Annotated in this window: 12 protein-coding genes and 1 tRNA gene; 9 read left to right on the top strand and 4 right to left on the bottom strand. The window is 50.1% G+C overall.

Annotated features, from left to right (window positions below):
* Nucleotides 1–15 precede the first annotated feature (15 nt).
* Together BM318_RS06210 and BM318_RS06205 are read left to right on the top strand one after the other, a co-directional pair.
* Complete coding sequence (locus BM318_RS06210) at nt 16–945, top strand: PfkB family carbohydrate kinase (protein ID WP_092981544.1); 930 nt, start codon at nt 16–18, stop codon at nt 943–945.
* 33 nt (nt 946–978) lie between these two features.
* Nucleotides 979–2871, top strand: a complete 1893-nt coding sequence (locus tag BM318_RS06205) for an amidophosphoribosyltransferase (RefSeq protein WP_092981543.1) — start codon at nt 979–981, stop codon at nt 2869–2871.
* Nucleotides 2872–3560: 689 nt separating this feature from the next.
* Here the strand turns inward: BM318_RS06205 and BM318_RS06200 are convergent.
* Nucleotides 3561–4169: a superoxide dismutase gene (locus BM318_RS06200; protein WP_092981542.1), complete on the bottom strand. Its 609-nt coding sequence runs from the start codon at nt 4167–4169 to the stop codon at nt 3561–3563.
* A 96-nt stretch (nt 4170–4265) separates the two neighbouring features.
* Between BM318_RS06200 and BM318_RS06195 the strand changes: the two genes are divergently transcribed.
* From BM318_RS06195 to BM318_RS06180, 4 genes are all read left to right on the top strand, one after another.
* Entirely contained in the window at nt 4266–7397 is a 3132-nt protein-coding gene (locus BM318_RS06195) for a UvrD-helicase domain-containing protein (protein ID WP_143099932.1), read from the top strand.
* 15 nt (nt 7398–7412) lie between these two features.
* Nucleotides 7413–8606: a glycine C-acetyltransferase gene (kbl, locus tag BM318_RS06190; protein WP_092981538.1), complete on the top strand. Its 1194-nt coding sequence runs from the start codon at nt 7413–7415 to the stop codon at nt 8604–8606.
* Between the two features lie 112 nt (nt 8607–8718).
* The gene (locus tag BM318_RS06185) at nt 8719–10080 is read left to right on the top strand and encodes an OmpA family protein (protein WP_092981536.1); all 1362 of its coding nucleotides are present in this window, start codon (nt 8719–8721) and stop codon (nt 10078–10080) included.
* A gap of 65 nt (nt 10081–10145) precedes the next feature.
* Complete coding sequence (locus BM318_RS06180) at nt 10146–12878, top strand: PD-(D/E)XK nuclease family protein (protein ID WP_092981534.1); 2733 nt, start codon at nt 10146–10148, stop codon at nt 12876–12878.
* Nucleotides 12879–12887: 9 nt separating this feature from the next.
* Here BM318_RS06180 and BM318_RS06175 read toward each other — a convergent pair whose 3' ends face one another.
* Complete coding sequence (locus BM318_RS06175; protein ID WP_092981532.1) at nt 12888–13598, bottom strand: SDR family oxidoreductase; 711 nt, start codon at nt 13596–13598, stop codon at nt 12888–12890.
* A gap of 111 nt (nt 13599–13709) precedes the next feature.
* On the opposite strand from BM318_RS06175, the gene BM318_RS06170 reads away from it, so the two are divergent.
* Nucleotides 13710–13783, top strand: a tRNA-Ala gene (locus BM318_RS06170).
* Between the two features lie 212 nt (nt 13784–13995).
* Here the strand turns inward: BM318_RS06170 and BM318_RS06165 are convergent.
* Nucleotides 13996–14790, bottom strand: coding sequence for a universal stress protein (locus tag BM318_RS06165; RefSeq protein ID WP_092981530.1), 795 nt, complete (start codon nt 14788–14790; stop codon nt 13996–13998).
* A 112-nt stretch (nt 14791–14902) separates the two neighbouring features.
* Here BM318_RS06165 and BM318_RS06160 point away from each other — a divergent pair, with 112 nt between their 5' ends.
* Nucleotides 14903–16237 carry an MATE family efflux transporter gene (locus tag BM318_RS06160; RefSeq protein ID WP_092981528.1) on the top strand — a complete coding sequence of 445 codons (1335 nt, stop codon included), beginning with the start codon at nt 14903–14905 and terminating at the stop codon, nt 16235–16237.
* A 10-nt stretch (nt 16238–16247) separates the two neighbouring features.
* On the top strand, nt 16248–17021 hold the full coding sequence (locus tag BM318_RS06155; protein ID WP_092981526.1) for an enoyl-CoA hydratase/isomerase family protein: 774 nt from the start codon (nt 16248–16250) through the stop codon (nt 17019–17021).
* Between the two features lie 8 nt (nt 17022–17029).
* Here the strand turns inward: BM318_RS06155 and BM318_RS06150 are convergent, their stop codons facing one another.
* Nucleotides 17030–18883, bottom strand: a complete 1854-nt coding sequence (locus BM318_RS06150) for an ABC transporter ATP-binding protein (protein ID WP_092981524.1) — start codon at nt 18881–18883, stop codon at nt 17030–17032.
* Between the last annotated feature and the right edge of the window lie 18 nt (nt 18884–18901).

Genomic DNA, 18901 nt, shown 5'->3' with positions numbered 1-18901 from the left:
ATTTAAGCGCCGCGAATGGGCAAACTTCTGATTGTGGGCACACTGGCTTTTGACGCTATTGAAACGCCTTTCGGAAAAACTGATAAAATACTAGGGGGAGCCGCTACATTTATTGGCCTGGCCGCTTCCCACTTCAAAACCGACGCCGCCATCGTTTCCGTTGTGGGCGACGATTTTCCACCTGTATACCTGGATCTGCTCAAGGACCGGGGTATCGATCTCAGTGGGGTAGAAATCGTCAATGGGGGTAAAACCTTTTTCTGGAGTGGTCGTTATCACAACGATCTCAACAAGAGGGATACCCTGGTTACCGAACTCAATGTCCTCGCTGATTTTGACCCGCAGGTTCCCGAAGATTACCGCGATGCAGATATCCTAATGCTGGGTAACCTGCATCCCCAGGTACAACTTCAGGTAATCGAACAGATGGAACCCAGCCCCAGGCTGGTTGTACTGGATACCATGAATTTTTGGATGGAGCACACCTGGGATACCTTAATGGAAGTCATCAGTCGCTGCGATGTAATCACGATCAACGACGAGGAAGCCCGGCAACTCAGTGGGGAATATTCCCTGGTCAGGGCCGCCACTAAAATCTCAGCGATGGGACCGCGGTTTGTCGTAATCAAGAAAGGAGAGAACGGGGCCCTGCTGTTTGAGAACGACCGGATCTTCTTTGCTCCGGCCCTGCCCCTCGAAGAAGTCTTTGACCCTACCGGGGCCGGGGACACCTTTGCCGGAGGATTTGCGGGTTACCTGGCACAATCCGGGAATTTGTCCTTTGACCAGCTTAAAAACGCGATTATCCATGGCTCTAACCTGGCCTCTTTTTGCGTAGAACGATTTGGAACGGAACGCTTGCAGGAAGTAACCCCAGGCGAGCTGGCTGAAAGGTTAGCGGCTTTCCGCGAACTAACCCAATTTGATATCGAGATTGAACCCTAACCGGCCACAGGCTAAATTGACATTATTGCGAGCATGAGCGACGCCATCAAACACGAATGCGGGATCTCATTAATCCGCCTTCTTAAACCCCTCGAATACTATCAGGAAAAATATGGTACGGCCTTTTACGGGGTAAACAAAATGTACCTGATGATGGAAAAGCAGCACAATCGCGGTCAGGACGGTGCGGGCTTTGCGAGCATCAAACTGGATATGGCTCCCGGCCAACGCTACATGAGTCGGGTACGGTCAAATGCCTCTCAGCCGATCCAGGATATCTTTGACCAGATCAACGCACGGATCAATACGGCCCTGAAAGAAAACCCGGACCGCACTACCGATACACAATGGCAAAAGGAGCATATTCCCTATGTAGGGGAACTACTCCTCGGACATGTGCGCTACGGCACCTTTGGGAAAAACAGTATCGAGAGTGTTCACCCTTTCCTCCGCCAAAACAACTGGATGCACCGGAACCTGATCGTTGCAGGGAATTTCAACATGACCAATGTCCGGGAACTTTTTGACAACCTCGTGACCCTGGGTCAGCATCCTAAGGAAATGGCCGACACCATTACGGTGATGGAGAAAATCGGACACTTTCTGGACGATGCCGTAGCCAAGCTTTACAAGCAAATCAAGAAAGAGGGATTCACCAAGCTCGAAGCAACCCCGCTTATCGCAGAACGACTCAAATTGGGGAAAATCCTGAGAAAATCGTCTAAGAACTGGGATGGCGGATACGCCATGGCCGGTTTGGTGGGCCATGGGGATGCCTTTGTCCTCAGGGATCCATCCGGGATTCGCCCTGCCTATTACTATCAGGACGACGAAGTGGTTGTGGTTGCCTCAGAACGGCCGGCGATTCAAACCGTTTTCAATACCTCTTATGACCAGGTAAAGGAGTTGCCTCCGGGAGCAGCCGTGATCGTCAAAAAAGACGGCGGGCTTTCCGTCGAGCAAATCCAGGAACCCAGACAGCGCAAAGCCTGTTCTTTTGAACGCATATATTTCTCACGTGGTAACGACAAAGAGATCTACGAAGAGCGTAAAGAACTGGGGCGGTTGCTATTTCCACAAATCCTGAAGGCTATTGACGAAGATTTGCGGCACACGGTATTCTCTTACATCCCCAACACGGCGGAAACTTCCTTTTTGGGAATGCTGCGGGAAGCTCAGAATTACCTCAATGCGAAAAAGGAAGAACAAATCCTGGCCCGGGGACCTGAGATGACCCGTGAGGAACTTCACGAGATCCTGGATGTTCGGCCCCGGATCGAAAAAGTAGCGATCAAAGATGCCAAGCTGAGGACCTTTATCACTCAGGATAGCAGCCGGGACGATCTGGTCGCCCACGTTTACGATATTTCATACGGTTCTGTAAACCCCGGCGATTATCTGGCGATTATAGACGATAGTATTGTTCGGGGAACCACCCTGAAAAAAAGTATCCTCCGTATTTTGGACCGCTTGGGCCCTAAAAAGATCATTGTCATTTCCTCTGCTCCTCAAATCCGTTATCCGGATTGTTACGGAATCGATATGGCAAAGCTGGAAGACTTCATCGCCTTCCGGGCTGCCTACGCGCTGCACCAGGATCGGGGCACGACAGAGGTCATCGAAGACATATACAAGCAGTGCCAGGCGTCTGCTGAAGAGGCAGAACCAGAAAATTTTGTCAAGGCATTCTACGAACCGTTTACCGCTGAGGAATTATCCGTTAAGATCGCAGAATTACTCAGTCCTACTGAAATAAAAGCTGAGGTGCAGATAATCTACCAAACCATCGAAAACCTGCACCAGGCTTGCCCGCATAACCTGGGCGACTGGTACTTTACCGGTGATTATCCTACACCCGGCGGAAACCGCGTGGTAAACCGTGCGTTTATGAATTTTTACGAGGGGAAAAATCAACGAGCGTACTAGAAAAATCGATGAAATGCACAAAAAACTGCATTTCATCGATAAAATTCACCTTTAATCGGATTAATCGACCTATCCGGAGCAACCCTGCATACCTTAGAAATGCCATAGCATAAGTAGGTTAAGTTCATGGTAAGATTTGGGGCAAAAAAGGTGGAGTTTCTCCACCTTTTTTATTTTCTGAACCCCGCGCACCCTTTGGCCTTCTTACATTTTTTGCGCGTAATTTCCACAACAAAAAATACCGGTTCTTACATATTGTATTGGGATCGGGTCATTCATCGGTTTTCTCCCCCGTTTATCCAAAACCTTTTCGGCATCCGGAAGCCCGCCTTATTTTCGGATCACCATAGCATAAGTAGGTTAAGTTCATGGTAAGATTTGGGGAAAAAGGCAAGGGATAACCTTGCCTTTTTTATTTGTTGATACCCAAAGAATTAACGCCTCTGTAGTCCGTTTCGACTTAAATTACCGCAGCTGACAAGGGGCGAAGAACTTAAAATTTCCCTTAATTTCTTTGTTATTTCTCTTAATACCAGTAATTTAGTCCCTGCCATAGCATAAGTAGGTTAAGTTTATGGTAAGATTTGGGATGAAAAGGGTGGAGCTTGCTCCGCCCTTTTCTATTTAAGGTATCGCATAAAAAAACCCCGAGGGAATACCCCGGGGTTTTCTCTTTAAGCGGTATTGTTCTATTTATGACTGGCGTACTCAGCAGAAACCTTATCCCAGTTGACGACGTTGAAAAATGCCGCAATATAATCCGGGCGACGATTCTGATAGTTCAGATAATAGGCGTGTTCCCAAACATCAATCCCGAGGATTGGGTAGCCCTCACATCCTACACCGGGCATTAGTGGATTGTCCTGGTTTGGTGTTGAGCAAACTTCCAATTTACCTCCAGGGTGGACGCATAGCCAGGCCCATCCGGAACCGAATCGCGTTCCCGCGGCTGAACTGAACTTTTCTTTAAATCCTTCGAAACTCCCGAACGCATCATTGATGGCTGCTGCCAGTTCGCCAGAAGGCTCCCCGCCACCATCGGGTGACATAACTTCCCAGAATAAGCAGTGGTTATAAAAACCGCCTCCATTATTCCTTACAGCTCCATTATTCATATCGAGTCCGCCGAGGATATCTTCAATAGACTGCCCGGCGAGGTCTGTCCCTTCAATAGCTCCGTTGAGTTTGGTGGTGTATCCGTTGTGGTGTTTTGTATGGTGGATTTCCATAGTGCGCGCGTCGATATGAGGCTCCAAAGCGTCATAAGCGTACGGCAAATTAGGTAACTGAAATGACATATATTTTCTGTTTTTAGGTGTGAAATTCGATAAAGCTCAAAGTTAAGGGTTTTAACAGTTACTTTCCGCTAAGATATTGTTAAGAACCCCGCGCGTTTGCTTATTTTGCAAGGGATGCCACAGGATACTTCCCCGTTTCAAATCTATAACGCTTCGGCGGGTTCCGGGAAGACGTACACTCTTACCCGGACCTACCTCTTCCTCCTGTTTTCCGCACCGGAATCTCTGCGCTTCAGAAATATCCTGGCTATAACCTTTACCAATAAAGCGGTAGGTGAACTAAAGTCCCGGATACTCAACGCCCTGATGGCCTTTGGAAAGGACAACCCGGAGGAAAAATTCCTGCCCCTTTTTGAGGATCTCAAACAAGAATTGGGAATCTCCGCTGAAGCACTACAGCGGCGTTCCCAGCGCATGCTCCGTCTTATCCTGCATAACTACGCCTACTTTGATGTCTCGACCATAGACACGTTCAACCACAGGATCCTAAGGACTTTTTCCCGGGAGTTGGGCCTTTCCTCAGGATTTGAGGTGGTGCTGGACACAGACGACCTGCTCAGCAGGGCGGTAGCACATTTGGTGGAAAAAGCGGGGAATGAACCGGTAATCACCGAGTTGCTGCTGAATTTTGCCCTGGAAAAATCGGCAGAGGACAGGCATTGGGACCTGTCCCTGGACCTCCAGGACATGGGCGCTTCGGTCTTCAGCGAAGTGGACATGCCCTTCTTGCGCGCCCTGCGGGATAAAAAAATTGAGGACTACCTGGAACTTAATGCCGCCATAGAGGCGCACCTGAAAGCCTCTGAAAAAGAAGTCGTGACCCTGGTCCGGGAGATGTTAGAACGCATTGCAACAACAGGGCTGGAACCCGCTGATTTTACCCGGGGCTTTTTCCCGGCTTTCCTGCAAAAGATTGCAGCTGGTGATTTTACCCCGGACTTCGAAGCCAAATGGAAACAAAATTTTGGAAACGAGCCCCTGTACCCCAAATCCCGGGAACCTGAAAAGAAAGCCATCATGGATGGTTTACTGGAGGAATTCACTCCCATGTTCCAGCGCGTTAAGGAAGTGCTATATGCCCATGCCTTCTATGAAAATGCCAAACGCAATTTCGGCCCCTTCACGCTTATTGGTTTACTGGGGGCCGAACTGAATCAACTCGAAGCAGAGGAGGGCCTGCTTCCCATTGCCTACTTCAACCGCATCATTGCGGATGAATTGTCCGATCAGCCTGCTCCATACCTGTACGAAAAACTAGGGGAGCAATTCCGGTATTACCTGATCGACGAATTTCAGGATACCTCGCGAATGCAGTGGAAAAACCTCATCCCCCTGGTCGATCATGCCCTTACCAGTGCAGAACGCCCGGAGGATCAGGGCCAGCTTATCCTGGTTGGTGATGCCAAGCAAGCGATCTATCGTTGGCGGGGCGGGGACGCGGAGCAGTTCATTGACCTGGCTTCAGGTGCCGAACGGCCTTTTAGCCTTCCTGTTGCCCAGCAAACCCTGGAACACAATTACAGAAGTAGGAAAACGCTGGTTGAATTCAACAATGAGCTCTTCGAGTTCGCCTCACGGATTTTTGATCGGGAAGACTACGCGCAGCTGTACGCGACAACCAGCCGGCAACAAGGCCAATCCGATCAGATCGGACTGGTGCGTCTGGAGTTACTGTCCAATGATGAGGCTGACGAAGACAACATCCATGCAACCCGGGTTATCGAAATCCTACAGGAATTACAGGATGCGGGATACGGCTGGGAGGCTATTTGCATCCTGACACGCAGCCGAAAGGAAGGAGAAAAACTCTCCCTTGCCCTTACCGAGGCCGACATCCCCATTATTTCCTCGGAAACCTTGTTGCTCCGGAACCACCCGGCAATACAGTTTTTGATCGATTTGCTGGAGCATTTGAGGAATCCCGAAGACGCAAATTTCCGCCTAGGGCTACTGCGCTTCCTCTGTCCGGAATCAGAAAACGCCCATGCATGGATCATCGAAAAACTGCCCGCCCTTCCGACCTTTCTGGAAAGGGAGTACAATTTCAGGACGTCGGCGTTTACCGGGGAATCGGTATATGATATCCTCGAAACGGCAACAGCCCGATTTGACCTGGCCGGGGATGCCACTCCCTATGTCACAGCCTTGCTGGATTTTTGCCTGGAAACGGGAAATCGAGGAGATAAGGGGATCCATAGTTTCCTGGAGGCCTGGACGCTCCGCAATAATGACCTCAGCCTTAAATCTCCCGACGGTCAGCGCGCCGTGAGGCTAATGACCATTCATAAATCCAAGGGCCTGGAATTCCCCGTGGTAATCCTGCCCTTTGCCACCCACCGGTTGTCCAGACGTCCCGGAGATAAAATCTGGGTCCCCCTACCCAAAAGCGAATTTGCCGATTTCCCTTTTTTACGCGTGAACAACAAAGCAGATCTGGAGCACTATCCCCCGGCAACAGCAACCTTTATTCAGGAGCGGGAACACATGAAACTCGATTTCCTGAATGTCCTGTATGTAGCGCATACCCGGGCCAGGGATGCGTTGTTCGTATTGAGCGAACCGCCTGGTAAAGGCAAGTCGGATCCCTTGCAGAACTATCCGGGTCTGTACGCCGAATTTTTAAAAACTAAGGGGTTATGGACAGCAGAAAACAACGTTTATACTTTCGGGAAACTCCCCCCGGGAACTTCGGGTACAATCCCTCCGGGTGAATCCATCCCTTTTACCCCTACCCAGTATGAGGACCTGAAGCTCCGCGTAGTCACCCGGCCTGGCACCGATTGGGCCCGGGATCAGGGTAAAGCAAAAGAGTTCGGAAACCTGCTGCACTACGGCATGAGCCTGATCCATACCGCACAAGATGTACCAACCGCACTGGATCAATTAGTACGGGAAGGAGAACTTATGGCTGAAGACATTCCCGAAGTGCGCAGGATGATGGCGGACATAGTAAATCATCCCGAATTGGCCCCCTATTTCGAGGAAGGCCTTACGGTCCTTAACGAACGCGAACTCTTCTCTGGAAAAGCGGTAATTTTACGGCCGGATCGGCTCGTGCTTATTGGGTCAAAAGCGGCCATTCTTGATTACAAGACCGGCCAGCCCAAACCGGAGCACCGGATGCAGTTGCAATCATACGCCGATGCCATCGAAGCCATGGGCCTGGAAATGGAAGCTGCTATTTTAGTATATACCCAGGCCAATCAAATTAACTTAGACTATCTGTAAACAGAATATCCAGCTATGTACGGAACAATTAAAGACTATCTGACTGAAGAACTCGAGGCCATACGCGAAGCGGGGCTATTTAAAAAGGAGCGGGTAATTACCTCCCCGCAGGGTCCGGTGATCCGAATTTCCACCGGACAGGAGGTGCTGAACTTTTGCGCGAATAACTATCTCGGGCTTTCGGCCCATCCTGACGTGGTACAGGCCGCCAAGGACACCCTCGATTCTCATGGTTTTGGGATGTCTTCAGTGCGATTTATCTGCGGGACCCAGGACATCCACAAAAAGTTAGAGCAAACCATTGCAGATTTCTACGGTACCGAGGATACCATATTATATGCTGCTGCATTTGATGCCAACGGGGGAGTCTTTGAACCCTTGCTGGGACCTGAGGATGCCATTATCTCGGATTCCCTGAATCACGCTTCTATTATCGATGGTGTTCGGCTGTGTAAGGCCAAGCGGTATCGTTATGACAATGGAGATATGACTTCCCTGGAAGCCCAGCTCAAACAGGCTCAGGCCGACGGTGCTCGATTTAAGATCATTGTAACCGACGGGGTATTTTCCATGGATGGGCTGGTGGCTCCCCTGGATGAGATTTGTGATTTGGCAGATGCTTATGATGCGCTGGTCATGATCGACGAGTGCCACGCCACCGGTTTTATAGGAGAAACCGGAATTGGTACCCTGGAGGAAAAAGGGGTATTGGGTCGCATCGATATTATTACCGGTACCCTGGGTAAAGCTATGGGAGGCGCTATGGGAGGATATACCACGGGTAAGAAGGAAATTATTGAAATGCTCCGACAATGTTCCCGTCCCTATTTGTTTTCGAACAGTCTGGCGCCCGCTATAGTCGGTGCATCCATCAAAGTTTTTGAATTGTTGTCTTCCGATAACTCTCTAAAGCTGAAGCTCGACGAGAACACGGCGTATTTCAAAAAAGAAATGAAAGCGCGGGGCTTTGATATAATCGATGGAGATAGTGCCATTGTGCCTGTAATGCTTTACGACGCCAAACTCTCACAGGATATGGCCGACAAATTATTGGAGCGGGGCATTTACGTTATCGGGTTCTTCTATCCGGTAGTTCCCAAAGGGAAAGCCAGAATCCGGGTTCAATTAAGCGCTGCCCATACCCGCGAACACCTCGATAAGGCCATTGCGGCATTCACTGAAGTGGGTCGTGAATTGGGGGTTATCTGAGCCCCGAAAACACTAGGAAAACCCCTTGAAAAAAATAGGGTTTTGATTTTGTTAATAATATTTAACAACTTACATTTGCCTCTGATAAACACTTAAACTTAAAAATTTGAACATGAAACAGCTTAGCAGATTATTGGTTGTTGGCCTTCTTGTCTTAGGCTTGAACAACATTCAAGCGCAGGATGAGAATAATCCATGGCAGTTTACCGTTGGTATAAATGCCATTGACGTTTATCCAACCAACGACGCTGATGCAGCTTACCCAACCGGAGGACTCTTCGACGAGTACTTCAATGTAAACGATCACTATAATATTCTTCCTTCCGTATCGTACATCAACGTTAGCCGTTACATCGGCGACGGATTTGTATTCGGTGTAACTGGATCCCTGAACCGCATCGAAAAACTTGGAGATGTAGTTGCTGACGATCTATCTCACTACGCCGTTGACGGTAACATTAAGTACAACATCCTTAAGGGAACCACTATTGATCCCTTCATTAATGTAGGTGGTGGTTATACCTGGGTTAACGAAATTGGTTTCGGAACTGTAAACGGAGGTATTGGTGTTAACCTTTGGCTGAACGACTTTGTAGGTCTGACCCTCCAAAGCCAGTACAAGCACGCTTTCGAAGATTACGGTATCAAGCACTTCCAGCACTCTGCCGGTGTTTCTATCCGCTTTGGTGGAACTGACACTGACGGTGACGGAATCTACGACAAAGACGATGCTTGTCCAGAAGTTGCTGGTCTTGAAGCCTTCAACGGATGTCCTGATTCTGACGGAGACGGTATCGAAGATGCAAAAGATAGCTGCCCGAACCAACCAGGTTCTGCTGAAATGAACGGATGCCCTGATTCTGACGGAGACGGTGTTGCTGACAAAGACGATGCCTGTCCTAACGAAGCTGGTCTGCCTGCTCTTTCCGGATGCCCTGACGCTGACGGAGACGGTGTTGCTGACAAAGACGATGAGTGCCCAAGCGAAGCTGGTCCTTCCGAAAACAACGGATGCCCTTGGCCTGACACTGACGGTGACGGAGTTCTGGACAAAGACGATCAATGTCCTGACGTAGCTGGAACTGTTGCTAACAACGGATGTCCTGAAGTAACTGAAGAAGTACAGAAGCAGTTGAACGACTACGCTCGTACCATCCTCTTCGATACTGGTAAAGCATCCCTGAAGCCTGAGTCTACTTCCGTATTCGTAGATATCATCCGAATCCTGGAAGAGTACCCAACTGCTAACTTTACTGTAGAAGGTCACACTGACAGCGTAGGTTCTGCTAGCCTGAACCAGAAACTCTCTGAAGAGCGCGCTAACAGTGTTCGCGACTTCCTGATCAACGAAGGTATCGACGCTGCTCGTCTGACTGCAGTTGGATACGGTGAAGATCGCCCAATCGCTTCTAACAATACACGTGCCGGTAGAACTCAAAACCGCCGCGTTGAGATCAACTTGGTTAAAAACTAAGTAGCACACACGATAATCTGTAAAAGCCCCGGCGAAATTCGCCGGGGCTTTTTTATTTTTAGTGTATGCAATCCTTCCTGGACTCGGTACTGGACGAAATTCCCGAATGGGAATCCTCCTCCGATACCGTAGTTTTTATAGTCCCCAGTAAACGTTCCGGGTTTTTCCTTCGGCAAAAGATGGCTGCCCGAGCTTCCCGGACCTTGATTGCACCTCGGGTACTAAGTATCGAGGAATTTGTGGCGGACATTGCCGGCCTGTCCCTGCTGTCTTCGACAGATCTGCTTTTCCGACTCTATCAAAGTTATCTGGACGCTGGTCCCGAAGAAAAAGAAGGCTTTAATGACTTTATCGGCTGGGGGAATACATTGCTCCAGGATTTCAATGAGATCGACCGTTACCTGGTCCCGGCAGAATCCCTCTTCGAAACACTGGCAGCACTCAATGAGATACGCCACTGGGGCGAAGCGGATTCCCTGACCCCGCTTATACAGCGACAGCTTGAGTTCTGGAAGCATTTCTGGCCTATCTACGAGCATTTTCGCGCAAGTCTGTTGAGCGAGGGGCTCGCCTATTCCGGCATACTCTTCCGGGAAGCTACCAAAAAGGTTCCTGCCTATCTCGAGGAATATCAACAGCAGCAATTTGTATTCCTTGGGTTTAATGCCATGAATGCTGCTGAACAATTTATAGTGCGGGAGTTTCTATCCGCTGGGAGGGCTAAGATTTTCTGGGATGCCGATCGTTCTTTTATCGAAGATCCTATTCATGATGCCGGTTTGTTTATGCGACAGCACCTCAAGCAATGGCCTGAACTCCAGGGAGCGTTACAAGGTACAGGCAACTATTGGGAGTCCCCCAGGGAAATACATCTGGTTGGCCTGCCTAAGGCAGTTTCTCAGGCCAAATACTGTGGGGCCCTGATTCAGGATTTATTGCAATCGGGCACCCCTGTTGATCGTCTTGCTGTGGTATTAGCAGACGAAGGCCTGCTTCAGCCCATGTTGCACAGTATCCCGGCTAGTGCCGGGGCGGTGAATATCACCATGGGATATCCCATTTCCGGCAGTTCCTTTGCGCAGGTTTTCCAGACCATTTTTGAGTTGCTATTGGAATATCGACCTTCAGGCTATCGCACCTCCAAACTCTTAAACCTCCTCGCAGAACCCGATATAATTCTTTGGTTAAAAGGGGAAGGAGTGCGCCCGGAACAACTGAGAAACCAACTCCTCAATGCAAATTTCTCCTATACTTCGCCCGATCAGCTTATCGAAGCAGGGCTTCCTTCGGCAGTAGCCAATATGCTCCTTCCTGAAAATCCAAAACCCAAAGCCGCAAATATTATTCAGCATTTTCTGGAACTGATCGAGGCACTCAAAGAAAGCTTTTCAGAAAAAGGAGAATCCCTGGGGCTCGCTTATTTACACCGCTTTTTCAAGCTGTTCACGCGTCTGGATTCGCTGCTGCGTACCTATGGCTTTGTTACCGATCTCAAAGGCCTTCACAACCTGTACAAAGAATTGCTGGCCGAGCAACAGGTAGATTTCGAAGGGGAGCCTCTGAAGGGCCTGCAACTTATGGGAATGTTGGAGAGCCGTAACCTGGATTTTGATACGGTGATCCTGACTTCAGTAAACGAGGGTATACTTCCAGCAGGTAAATCGCATGCTTCCTTTATTCCCTATGCCCTCAAGAAGCAATATGAGATGCCCACCTTCAAAGAGAAAGATGCGGTTTATACCTATCACTTTTATAGGCTGTTGCAACGGGCAAAAAAGATCTATATCTGCTATAATACGGAGCCCGAAGTCCTGGAAGGCAGCGAACCGAGCCGGTTTATTCAGCAACTTCGGACCGATCCCCTACTTTCCCCTTATGTCCGGGAACACGCCATAGCCCCGCAGGCTCCGCGAATCCAAGAGGGCAAATTCAGTATCCCCAATTCACCAGCCCTGTTGGAACGCTTAAAAGAACTGGGGGAACGGGGTTTTTCGCCCACAGCACTCTCCCGTCTGATTGCAGAGCCCATGGTGTTCTATACCCGAAATGTCCTGGAAATTCAGGAATCAGATACCCTGGAGAGTACCATTGCCCATAATACCTTCGGAACGGTGTTGCACGAAGCCTTAGAGCAGTTGTACCGGCCTTATGTCGGCGACCTGCTGCAGTCGCAGCACATTTCCGATATGCAAACCAAAGCAGCTGGCGCTATTGAGACGGCCTATCAAAAACACTACTTAAGTCACAGCCGAATCGAGGGTAGAAATCTAATCGCCCTTGAAGTTCTCAAGCAATACGCCAGGCTTTTCCTTCAGGCCGAGATGACCTATATCAAAAACCACAGGGTTCGTTTGCTCGCGGTGGAAGAGAAAATAAAACTCCCCTTCCCAATCCCCAATCTCGATTTTCCCGTATTCCTCAAAGGAACGGTAGATCGCATCGAAGAGGTCGATGGCCAGATCCACATCATTGATTACAAGTCGGGAGCCGTAACGAGTAGTCAGCTTCGCGTTCCTTCCTGGGAGGAGCTCATCAATGGAGATAAGCGCGCCAAGGCATTTCAATTACTCTGTTATTCCTGGTTATACGCCAGACATTCCGAATGTGATTCGCTGCAAGCCGCTAACATTTCATTCAAGAACCTCAGCATGGGGCGGCAATGGGTTCGCCTGGCAATGGAAAAAGGCCGTGACCCCCAACGCATCTCCCAAAGCGATGTCATCGCCTTCGAAGCGGTTTTGCAAGCATTATTAAGGGCATTATTCGATCCTGAGGGCGCGTTGGTTGCCCAACCATAAATACTGTCGTCAGCTGCGCTTATCAGGCCTTGAGGGGCGAACTTCGATCTTGCTGGGAAGTGTTCTGGGATGCATCTTAAGTAAGTCCAGGACCAATTGCCCAATGTCATCGGGCTGGATCTTCCAGGAATCCTTTTCTGAGGGTTCGTTGTCGTTGAAGTGTGTGGCTACCGAGCCGGGCATTATGGTAGAAACTTTTATGTCGAAAGGCCTTAAATCCAGCATCACTGCCTGGGTAAAGCCTACCACCCCAAATTTGGTGGCGTTGTACCCGGCCCCGTTGGCAAAGAAGTTTGTACCGGCCAGGCTGGCGACTGTAATGTAATATCCTTTACTATCCTTCAAGGCTGGTAAAGAAGCCTTCAGCGTATAAAAGGCCCCGGTTAAATTGGTGTTGATCATGGAATTCCACTGCTCGGTAGTAAGCTCATCTACTGACGCAAAGTGGCCCAATCCCGCATTGGCAACAACCAGGTCTATCCGACCCCAATGCGCCAATATGGCTTGAATAGCGCGCTCTTCATCCTCCAGGCTGGTCACATCGGAGACAACGGTCATCACCAATTCCGGGTTCAGGCTACTGGCAGCATCCTGAAGTACCCCTTCATTGCGGCCGCTGATCGCCACGCGCATTCCCTGAGCTGTGAGCACCCGTGCAATCCCCAGCCCTATTCCCTTGGAACCCCCGGTGATATAGGCTACTTTATCTTTCAAATCCATCACATAATTCTTTGTTCAACCTAAAGATAACAAGGCCTGAGGAGACGGTAAAAAAACTCGGGAGCTTTTGGAAGTTGGCCCAAAAAACATTTCCTTTGCGGTCTAGTTTCAGGGGGATTAGCTCAGCTGGCTAGAGCGCTTGCATGGCATGCAAGAGGTCACCGGTTCGACTCCGGTATTCTCCACGATCACTCGCAATTTTCATTGCGCGATTCGAAAAATAAAAACCGCCAAGTAGTACTTGAGCGGTTTTTTTGTTTTTGAAGCGCTTGAGCCTTCAGGCGAAATTGGACCAATGAAAATTGCATTTGCAGGACTGGAGATCACCGGAGCTGCGAAGCGACTCCGGTCATCAATAATGACCATTCCTCAACACCAATCACCGGTAACTTAAGTACTACTTCTTCACACTAAGCACCAGCACGGGAATACGTGCAGAAAACTCAGATTTGGCGATAGTGTTCTTTTCCCAAAGATTCTTGAAAAAGCCGCGCTTGCGACGGAATACACAAAGCATATCCGGGTTTTGGATTTGCAAATGCTCTAAGGTCCCCAGGTAGGTGGAAGCGTGCTCGGTCATGGTTACCTGAGCCGCCAGATCAATAAGGGCTGTATTGATCTTTAAATCGTCATCCGTATAATTCGGTGTTTTGACCAGTAAGAGGTTCACTGTCGCTTCGAATTTCTCCTTGATGGCGATCAGCGGATAGAGGATGCGCTTGCGTTTCAGCACCCCGGAACGAAAGGCCGTCAGAATACTTTTATAGGGAGCAAAAACCGCGCCTCGGGGAATGATGAGGGTAGGTACATCGGTTCGCTTAATGACCCGTCCGGAAGTATTGCCTAAATACAGGTCATCGTCTACGGCTACGCTGCGAGAGGCAATGATCATCAGGTCGATCTCTAACTCTGCAGCAACCTCTATTATCCCGTCTACAATATCCCCTGCATAGGTGGCTATTTTGATCCCTTTACCCTTATCGCCCAGTTCACCAATCAATGCCCGCATGCGTTCCTGGCTGCTTTCCACAGCCTTTTCCTTGACATTGGTTAAATCCCCAGCGCGGGACCCCAGGGTTAAGGCCTCAATGACATAAACTTGTGCCGAGAATTGCGCTGCGAAATCGACAGCGTATTTCAGGGTATCCGATGCGCTTTCCGGATTACCTACAGGTACGAGGATATTTTTCATATTGCTCCAGTTTTCTTCTTAAATGTACGTAAAATGTTAATGCCGCAGATTACGCCGCAAAAGTACGCCAATTAGCGCGAACGAGGCCCGGCTACGCCTTATCTTCGCACCCATGGATCCCGTATTGAGTCGTCGAAACATCAATCGCCTGGCCATCCCTGCCGTTTTCGCCGGGATTGCGGAACCAGTCCTGAGTATTACCGACACAGCCATCGTGGGGAATATCCCTGAACAGGGCCTGGAGTCGCTTGCAGCCGCCGGAATTGTCGGTTCGTTTCTGTCGATGCTCATCTGGATCCTGGGACAAACCCGTTCTGCCATCTCCGCACTGATTTCACAATACTTAGGCGCCAATAAACTGGATGCTATCAAAACACTCCCGGCCCAGGCCATTGCCCTGAATATTGGAATTAGCATTTTGATCCTGCTGGGGACCCTCCCTTTAAGCACAGAAATTTTTAAACTCCTCAACGCTTCAGGAACCATTCTGGACCTTAGCGTGAATTACTACAATATCCGCGTTTGGGGCTTCCCCCTTACCCTGTTCACCTTTGCCATAATGGGGATCTTCCAGGGGTTGCAAAACACCTATTACCCCATGATCATTGCCCTAACCGGCACCATCCTCAACATCCTGCTCGATCTCTTACTGGTCTATGGTTGGGAGGGGTTTATCCCGGCGATGTACCTCGAAGGGGCAGCATGGGCCAGCCTGATCGCCCAGGGAGTAATGGCCCTGATGGCCCTGGTCTTACTTTGGCGGAACAGTTCCATCAGTATCCTTCCAAAAGGTCCACTCCACCCGGAGTTAAAACGATTAATCGGGATGGCCCTGAACCTGTTTGTGCGCACCTTATCGCTGAATATTGCCCTATTACTCGCGGTACGCGAAGCCACTGCCCTCGGGGACGAAATCATCGGGGCACATACCATTGCCATCAACCTCTGGTTGTTCTCGGCCTTTTTTATCGACGGTTATTCGGCCGCTGGTAAAATTCTGGGAGGAAGGTTTTTGGGCGCAGGAGACTACAACCGACTGTGGACCCTGGCCCGCAAGGTATTGGTCTACGGGTGGCTTGTAGCCGCAGGTCTGATGTTGACCGGCGCTATTGCCTACTACCCCATGGGCAGGATTTTCTCTTCAGACCCCAGGGTCCTCCAGGCCTTCTATTCCATTTTCTTTGTGGTAATCCTGACCATGCCCATCAATACCCTGGCTTTCGTCTACGACGGGATTTTTAAAGGCCTGGGGGAAATGCGATTTCTTAGAAACGTACTCCTTTCTGCCACTTTCCTTGCTTTTATTCCCGCCCTGTATCTGGGGAAATGGTTGGAATGGGGACTATATGGTATCTGGTTTGCCCTAACCCTATGGATGTTGGTTCGCGGCCTGGCCCTGGTGGTGAAGTTCCGAAGGAAATTTCGCCCACTTTTACAAAAGACCTAACTTTGAGCTTATGGGTACCACAAGACAGCAAGGCAGTTTATATGTTCGCAAAACCGGGGCACTGGCGCTGGTCGAATTCGGGCATCCTGCAAGCAATTCCCTGAATTCCGAATTGCTGAACCGACTCATCAAGGCTGTGAATGAATTATCAGCAGATGATCAGGTAGCTGCTATCTTGTTGCAATCCGAAGGGGACCGGGCATTCTGTGCCGGGGCTTCTTTTGATGAGTTACTCCAGGTCAGTTCGCCCGAGGAAAGTCGCGAATTCTTCAGTGGATTCGCCCGGCTTATCAATGCCATGCGCCGTTGTGAAAAACCGATTGTTGGCCGGGTACACGGTAAAGCTGTGGGTGGAGGCGTAGGCCTCATAGCGGCCTGTGATTACGTATTTGCCTCAGAAGCTTCCGCGATTCGTTTGTCCGAAATTGCCATCGGCATCGCTCCCCTGGTAATTGCTCCAGCCGTTTCCCGTAAAACAGGAGCTTCCGGTCTCGCCGAACTTTCCCTGGACCCAACATCCTGGAAAAGCGCCTACTGGGCCAAAGAAAAAGGTTTATACGCCCGGGTATTTGAGAGTCGGGCAGCCCTTGATGAGGAAGCTGAAAATTTTGCCGTCCAGTTATCCCGGCAAGCCCCTGCAGCCCTGGTAGCCCTGAAGCGAGCCCTTTGGGAAGGAACGGAGCACTGGGAAAGCCTGCTGATGGAACGGGCCATTGCTACCGGGAAATTGGCCTTGTCTGAGACCACCCAGGAGCGACTCCGCGCCTTTAAGAATAAGTCTTGATTTTCATGCTACTGATACCCCGCCGCCTGTAGTGTAAAGAGGTCGGCATACAATCCCCCTTGTTCCATGAGTTCCTCATGCGTGCCCAGGGAAACCAGCTTCCCGCTTTCCAGAACCATAATCCTATCGGCCATACGTACGGTACTGAATCGATGCGAGATAATGATGCTGGTACGTTCCTGCGTCAGGGCCATAAAACGCTCAAAAACTTCGTATTCGGCCCGGGCATCCAGGGAGGCTGTGGGTTCGTCCAGGATCATCACATCGGCATTCTTCATGTAAGCCCTGGCCAGGGCCACCTTTTGCCATTGTCCACCACTGAGGTCCTGTCCCCGTGCAAAACGCCTGCCTAACTGCTGGTCCAAACCGTCCGTCATTTCCGCAATTACACTATCGGCAAGACTCTTTCGGGCGGCCTCGCGAATGCGTTCCTCCTCGCTAAGGGCTCCGATATTCCCTACGGCAATATTTTCCCGTAACGTAAACTCATAGCGGAAATAGTCCTGGAAGATTACGCCGAAACGGGCCCGATAAGCCTCTTTGTCGAACCGCCGGATGTCAATCCCGTCTAGCAGGATACTTCCGGAAGTGGGCTCATAAAACCGCAGGATGAGTTTGATCAGGGTGGTTTTTCCTGCCCCGTTCTGGCCTACAAAGGCCATTTTCTCCCCGGCTTTTAGTTTAAAGCTCAATCCATCCAAAACAGGGGCCTTCCCTTCCGGGTAGGTAAAATAGACATCCCTGAATTCAAACCCTTCGCGGATTTTATCGGGTAAGGCAACATCGCCGGTCCCCTGGGCCTCCGGTTCCAGATCCAGGAAATCAAAATAGTCCTGCAGGTACAGCGCGCTTTCCGAAATACGGGTGAAGCGGGAAAATAGCATCTGCATCTGGGATTGCAACCGGTTGAAAGAACCCGAAAGGAAGGTCAGTTCCCCCAGGGTCAACACCCCGCCAATAGTCCTGAGGATAATCAGGACATAGGCCCCGTAATAGGCCAGTATGCCCAGGATATTGAACAGGGCGCCGAACAGGCTCTGGCGAATAGCCAGCCGCCGCGTTAATTTGTAATACTCCCAGGCGAGTTTGCGGAAGCGGCCCGCAATAAAATCCGTAAGCCCAAACAGCTTTACCTCCTGGGCGGTGCGATTGTTGGCTCCGATATACCTCAGGTAATCCAATTCCCGGCGTTCGCTGGTCCAGCTGCGTGCCAGGGAATAACGATCCGAAGAGAATTTGAGTTCGTTGATAAAGGCAGGCAGGATGCTGATAGCCAACAACACGATCAACCAGGGTTCAAAATAGATCAGACCGGCAATTAAGCTTCCTATGGAGAGCAAGCTTTCCACCTGGCTCAGTACATTGCTCATCAGGGATACCCTGCGATTGGTTTCCATCCGGGCTCGCTCCAGTTTGTCGTAAAATACCGGGTCTTCCAGCTGCGCCATGGTAAGCTCCCGGGTCTTCAGGATAATGCGTTCCGAGGAATCGTTGGAATAGCGGTCGCCCAATAAACCATCGGTGAGGGTAACCGCCCGATTGAGCAGATCGGCTACCAGGGCAATGAGCAATTCAAGCCCCACATAGGTCCACAGTCCCTGCATGGCTTCCCAATTCTCCAGGTCCAGCCCCGAGGTCTGCATCAGGCGCACAATCTCATCGATAATGAGTTTGCCCACCCATAGCAGTACTACCGGCGTCAGGCCCTTGAGCAGCCGGCAAAGCAGGTTGGCAGAAAACAAAGCCGGGCTTGCGCGGAATATTTCACGGAAAAAACGCGGCAGGGATTTCCAGGCCCTGAAAGACTCTTTAAGGGAAGGGGAGTCGGAGTCGGTTATAGAACGAAGTCGGGGAGCGGCCACTGCTTTTTACGCAAAGTT

This window comes from Robiginitalea myxolifaciens, from assembly GCF_900115205.1.
Taxonomy (GTDB): domain Bacteria; phylum Bacteroidota; class Bacteroidia; order Flavobacteriales; family Flavobacteriaceae; genus Robiginitalea; species Robiginitalea myxolifaciens.
This window is presented reverse-complemented; position numbering and strand designations above follow the sequence as displayed.

Coding starts and splice junctions, on each gene's coding strand:
- BM318_RS06180 (WP_092981534.1), top strand. CDS start 10,146: ATGCAATCCTTCCTGGACTCGGTACTGGACGAAATTCCCGAATGGGAA.
- BM318_RS06185 (WP_092981536.1), top strand. CDS start 8,719: ATGAAACAGCTTAGCAGATTATTGGTTGTTGGCCTTCTTGTCTTAGGC.
- BM318_RS06175 (WP_092981532.1), bottom strand. CDS start 13,598: ATGGATTTGAAAGATAAAGTAGCCTATATCACCGGGGGTTCCAAGGGA.
- BM318_RS06155 (WP_092981526.1), top strand. CDS start 16,248: ATGGGTACCACAAGACAGCAAGGCAGTTTATATGTTCGCAAAACCGGG.
- BM318_RS06165 (WP_092981530.1), bottom strand. CDS start 14,790: ATGAAAAATATCCTCGTACCTGTAGGTAATCCGGAAAGCGCATCGGAT.
- BM318_RS06160 (WP_092981528.1), top strand. CDS start 14,903: ATGGATCCCGTATTGAGTCGTCGAAACATCAATCGCCTGGCCATCCCT.
- kbl (WP_092981538.1), top strand. CDS start 7,413: ATGTACGGAACAATTAAAGACTATCTGACTGAAGAACTCGAGGCCATA.
- BM318_RS06210 (WP_092981544.1), top strand. CDS start 16: ATGGGCAAACTTCTGATTGTGGGCACACTGGCTTTTGACGCTATTGAA.
- BM318_RS06200 (WP_092981542.1), bottom strand. CDS start 4,169: ATGTCATTTCAGTTACCTAATTTGCCGTACGCTTATGACGCTTTGGAG.
- BM318_RS06205 (WP_092981543.1), top strand. CDS start 979: ATGAGCGACGCCATCAAACACGAATGCGGGATCTCATTAATCCGCCTT.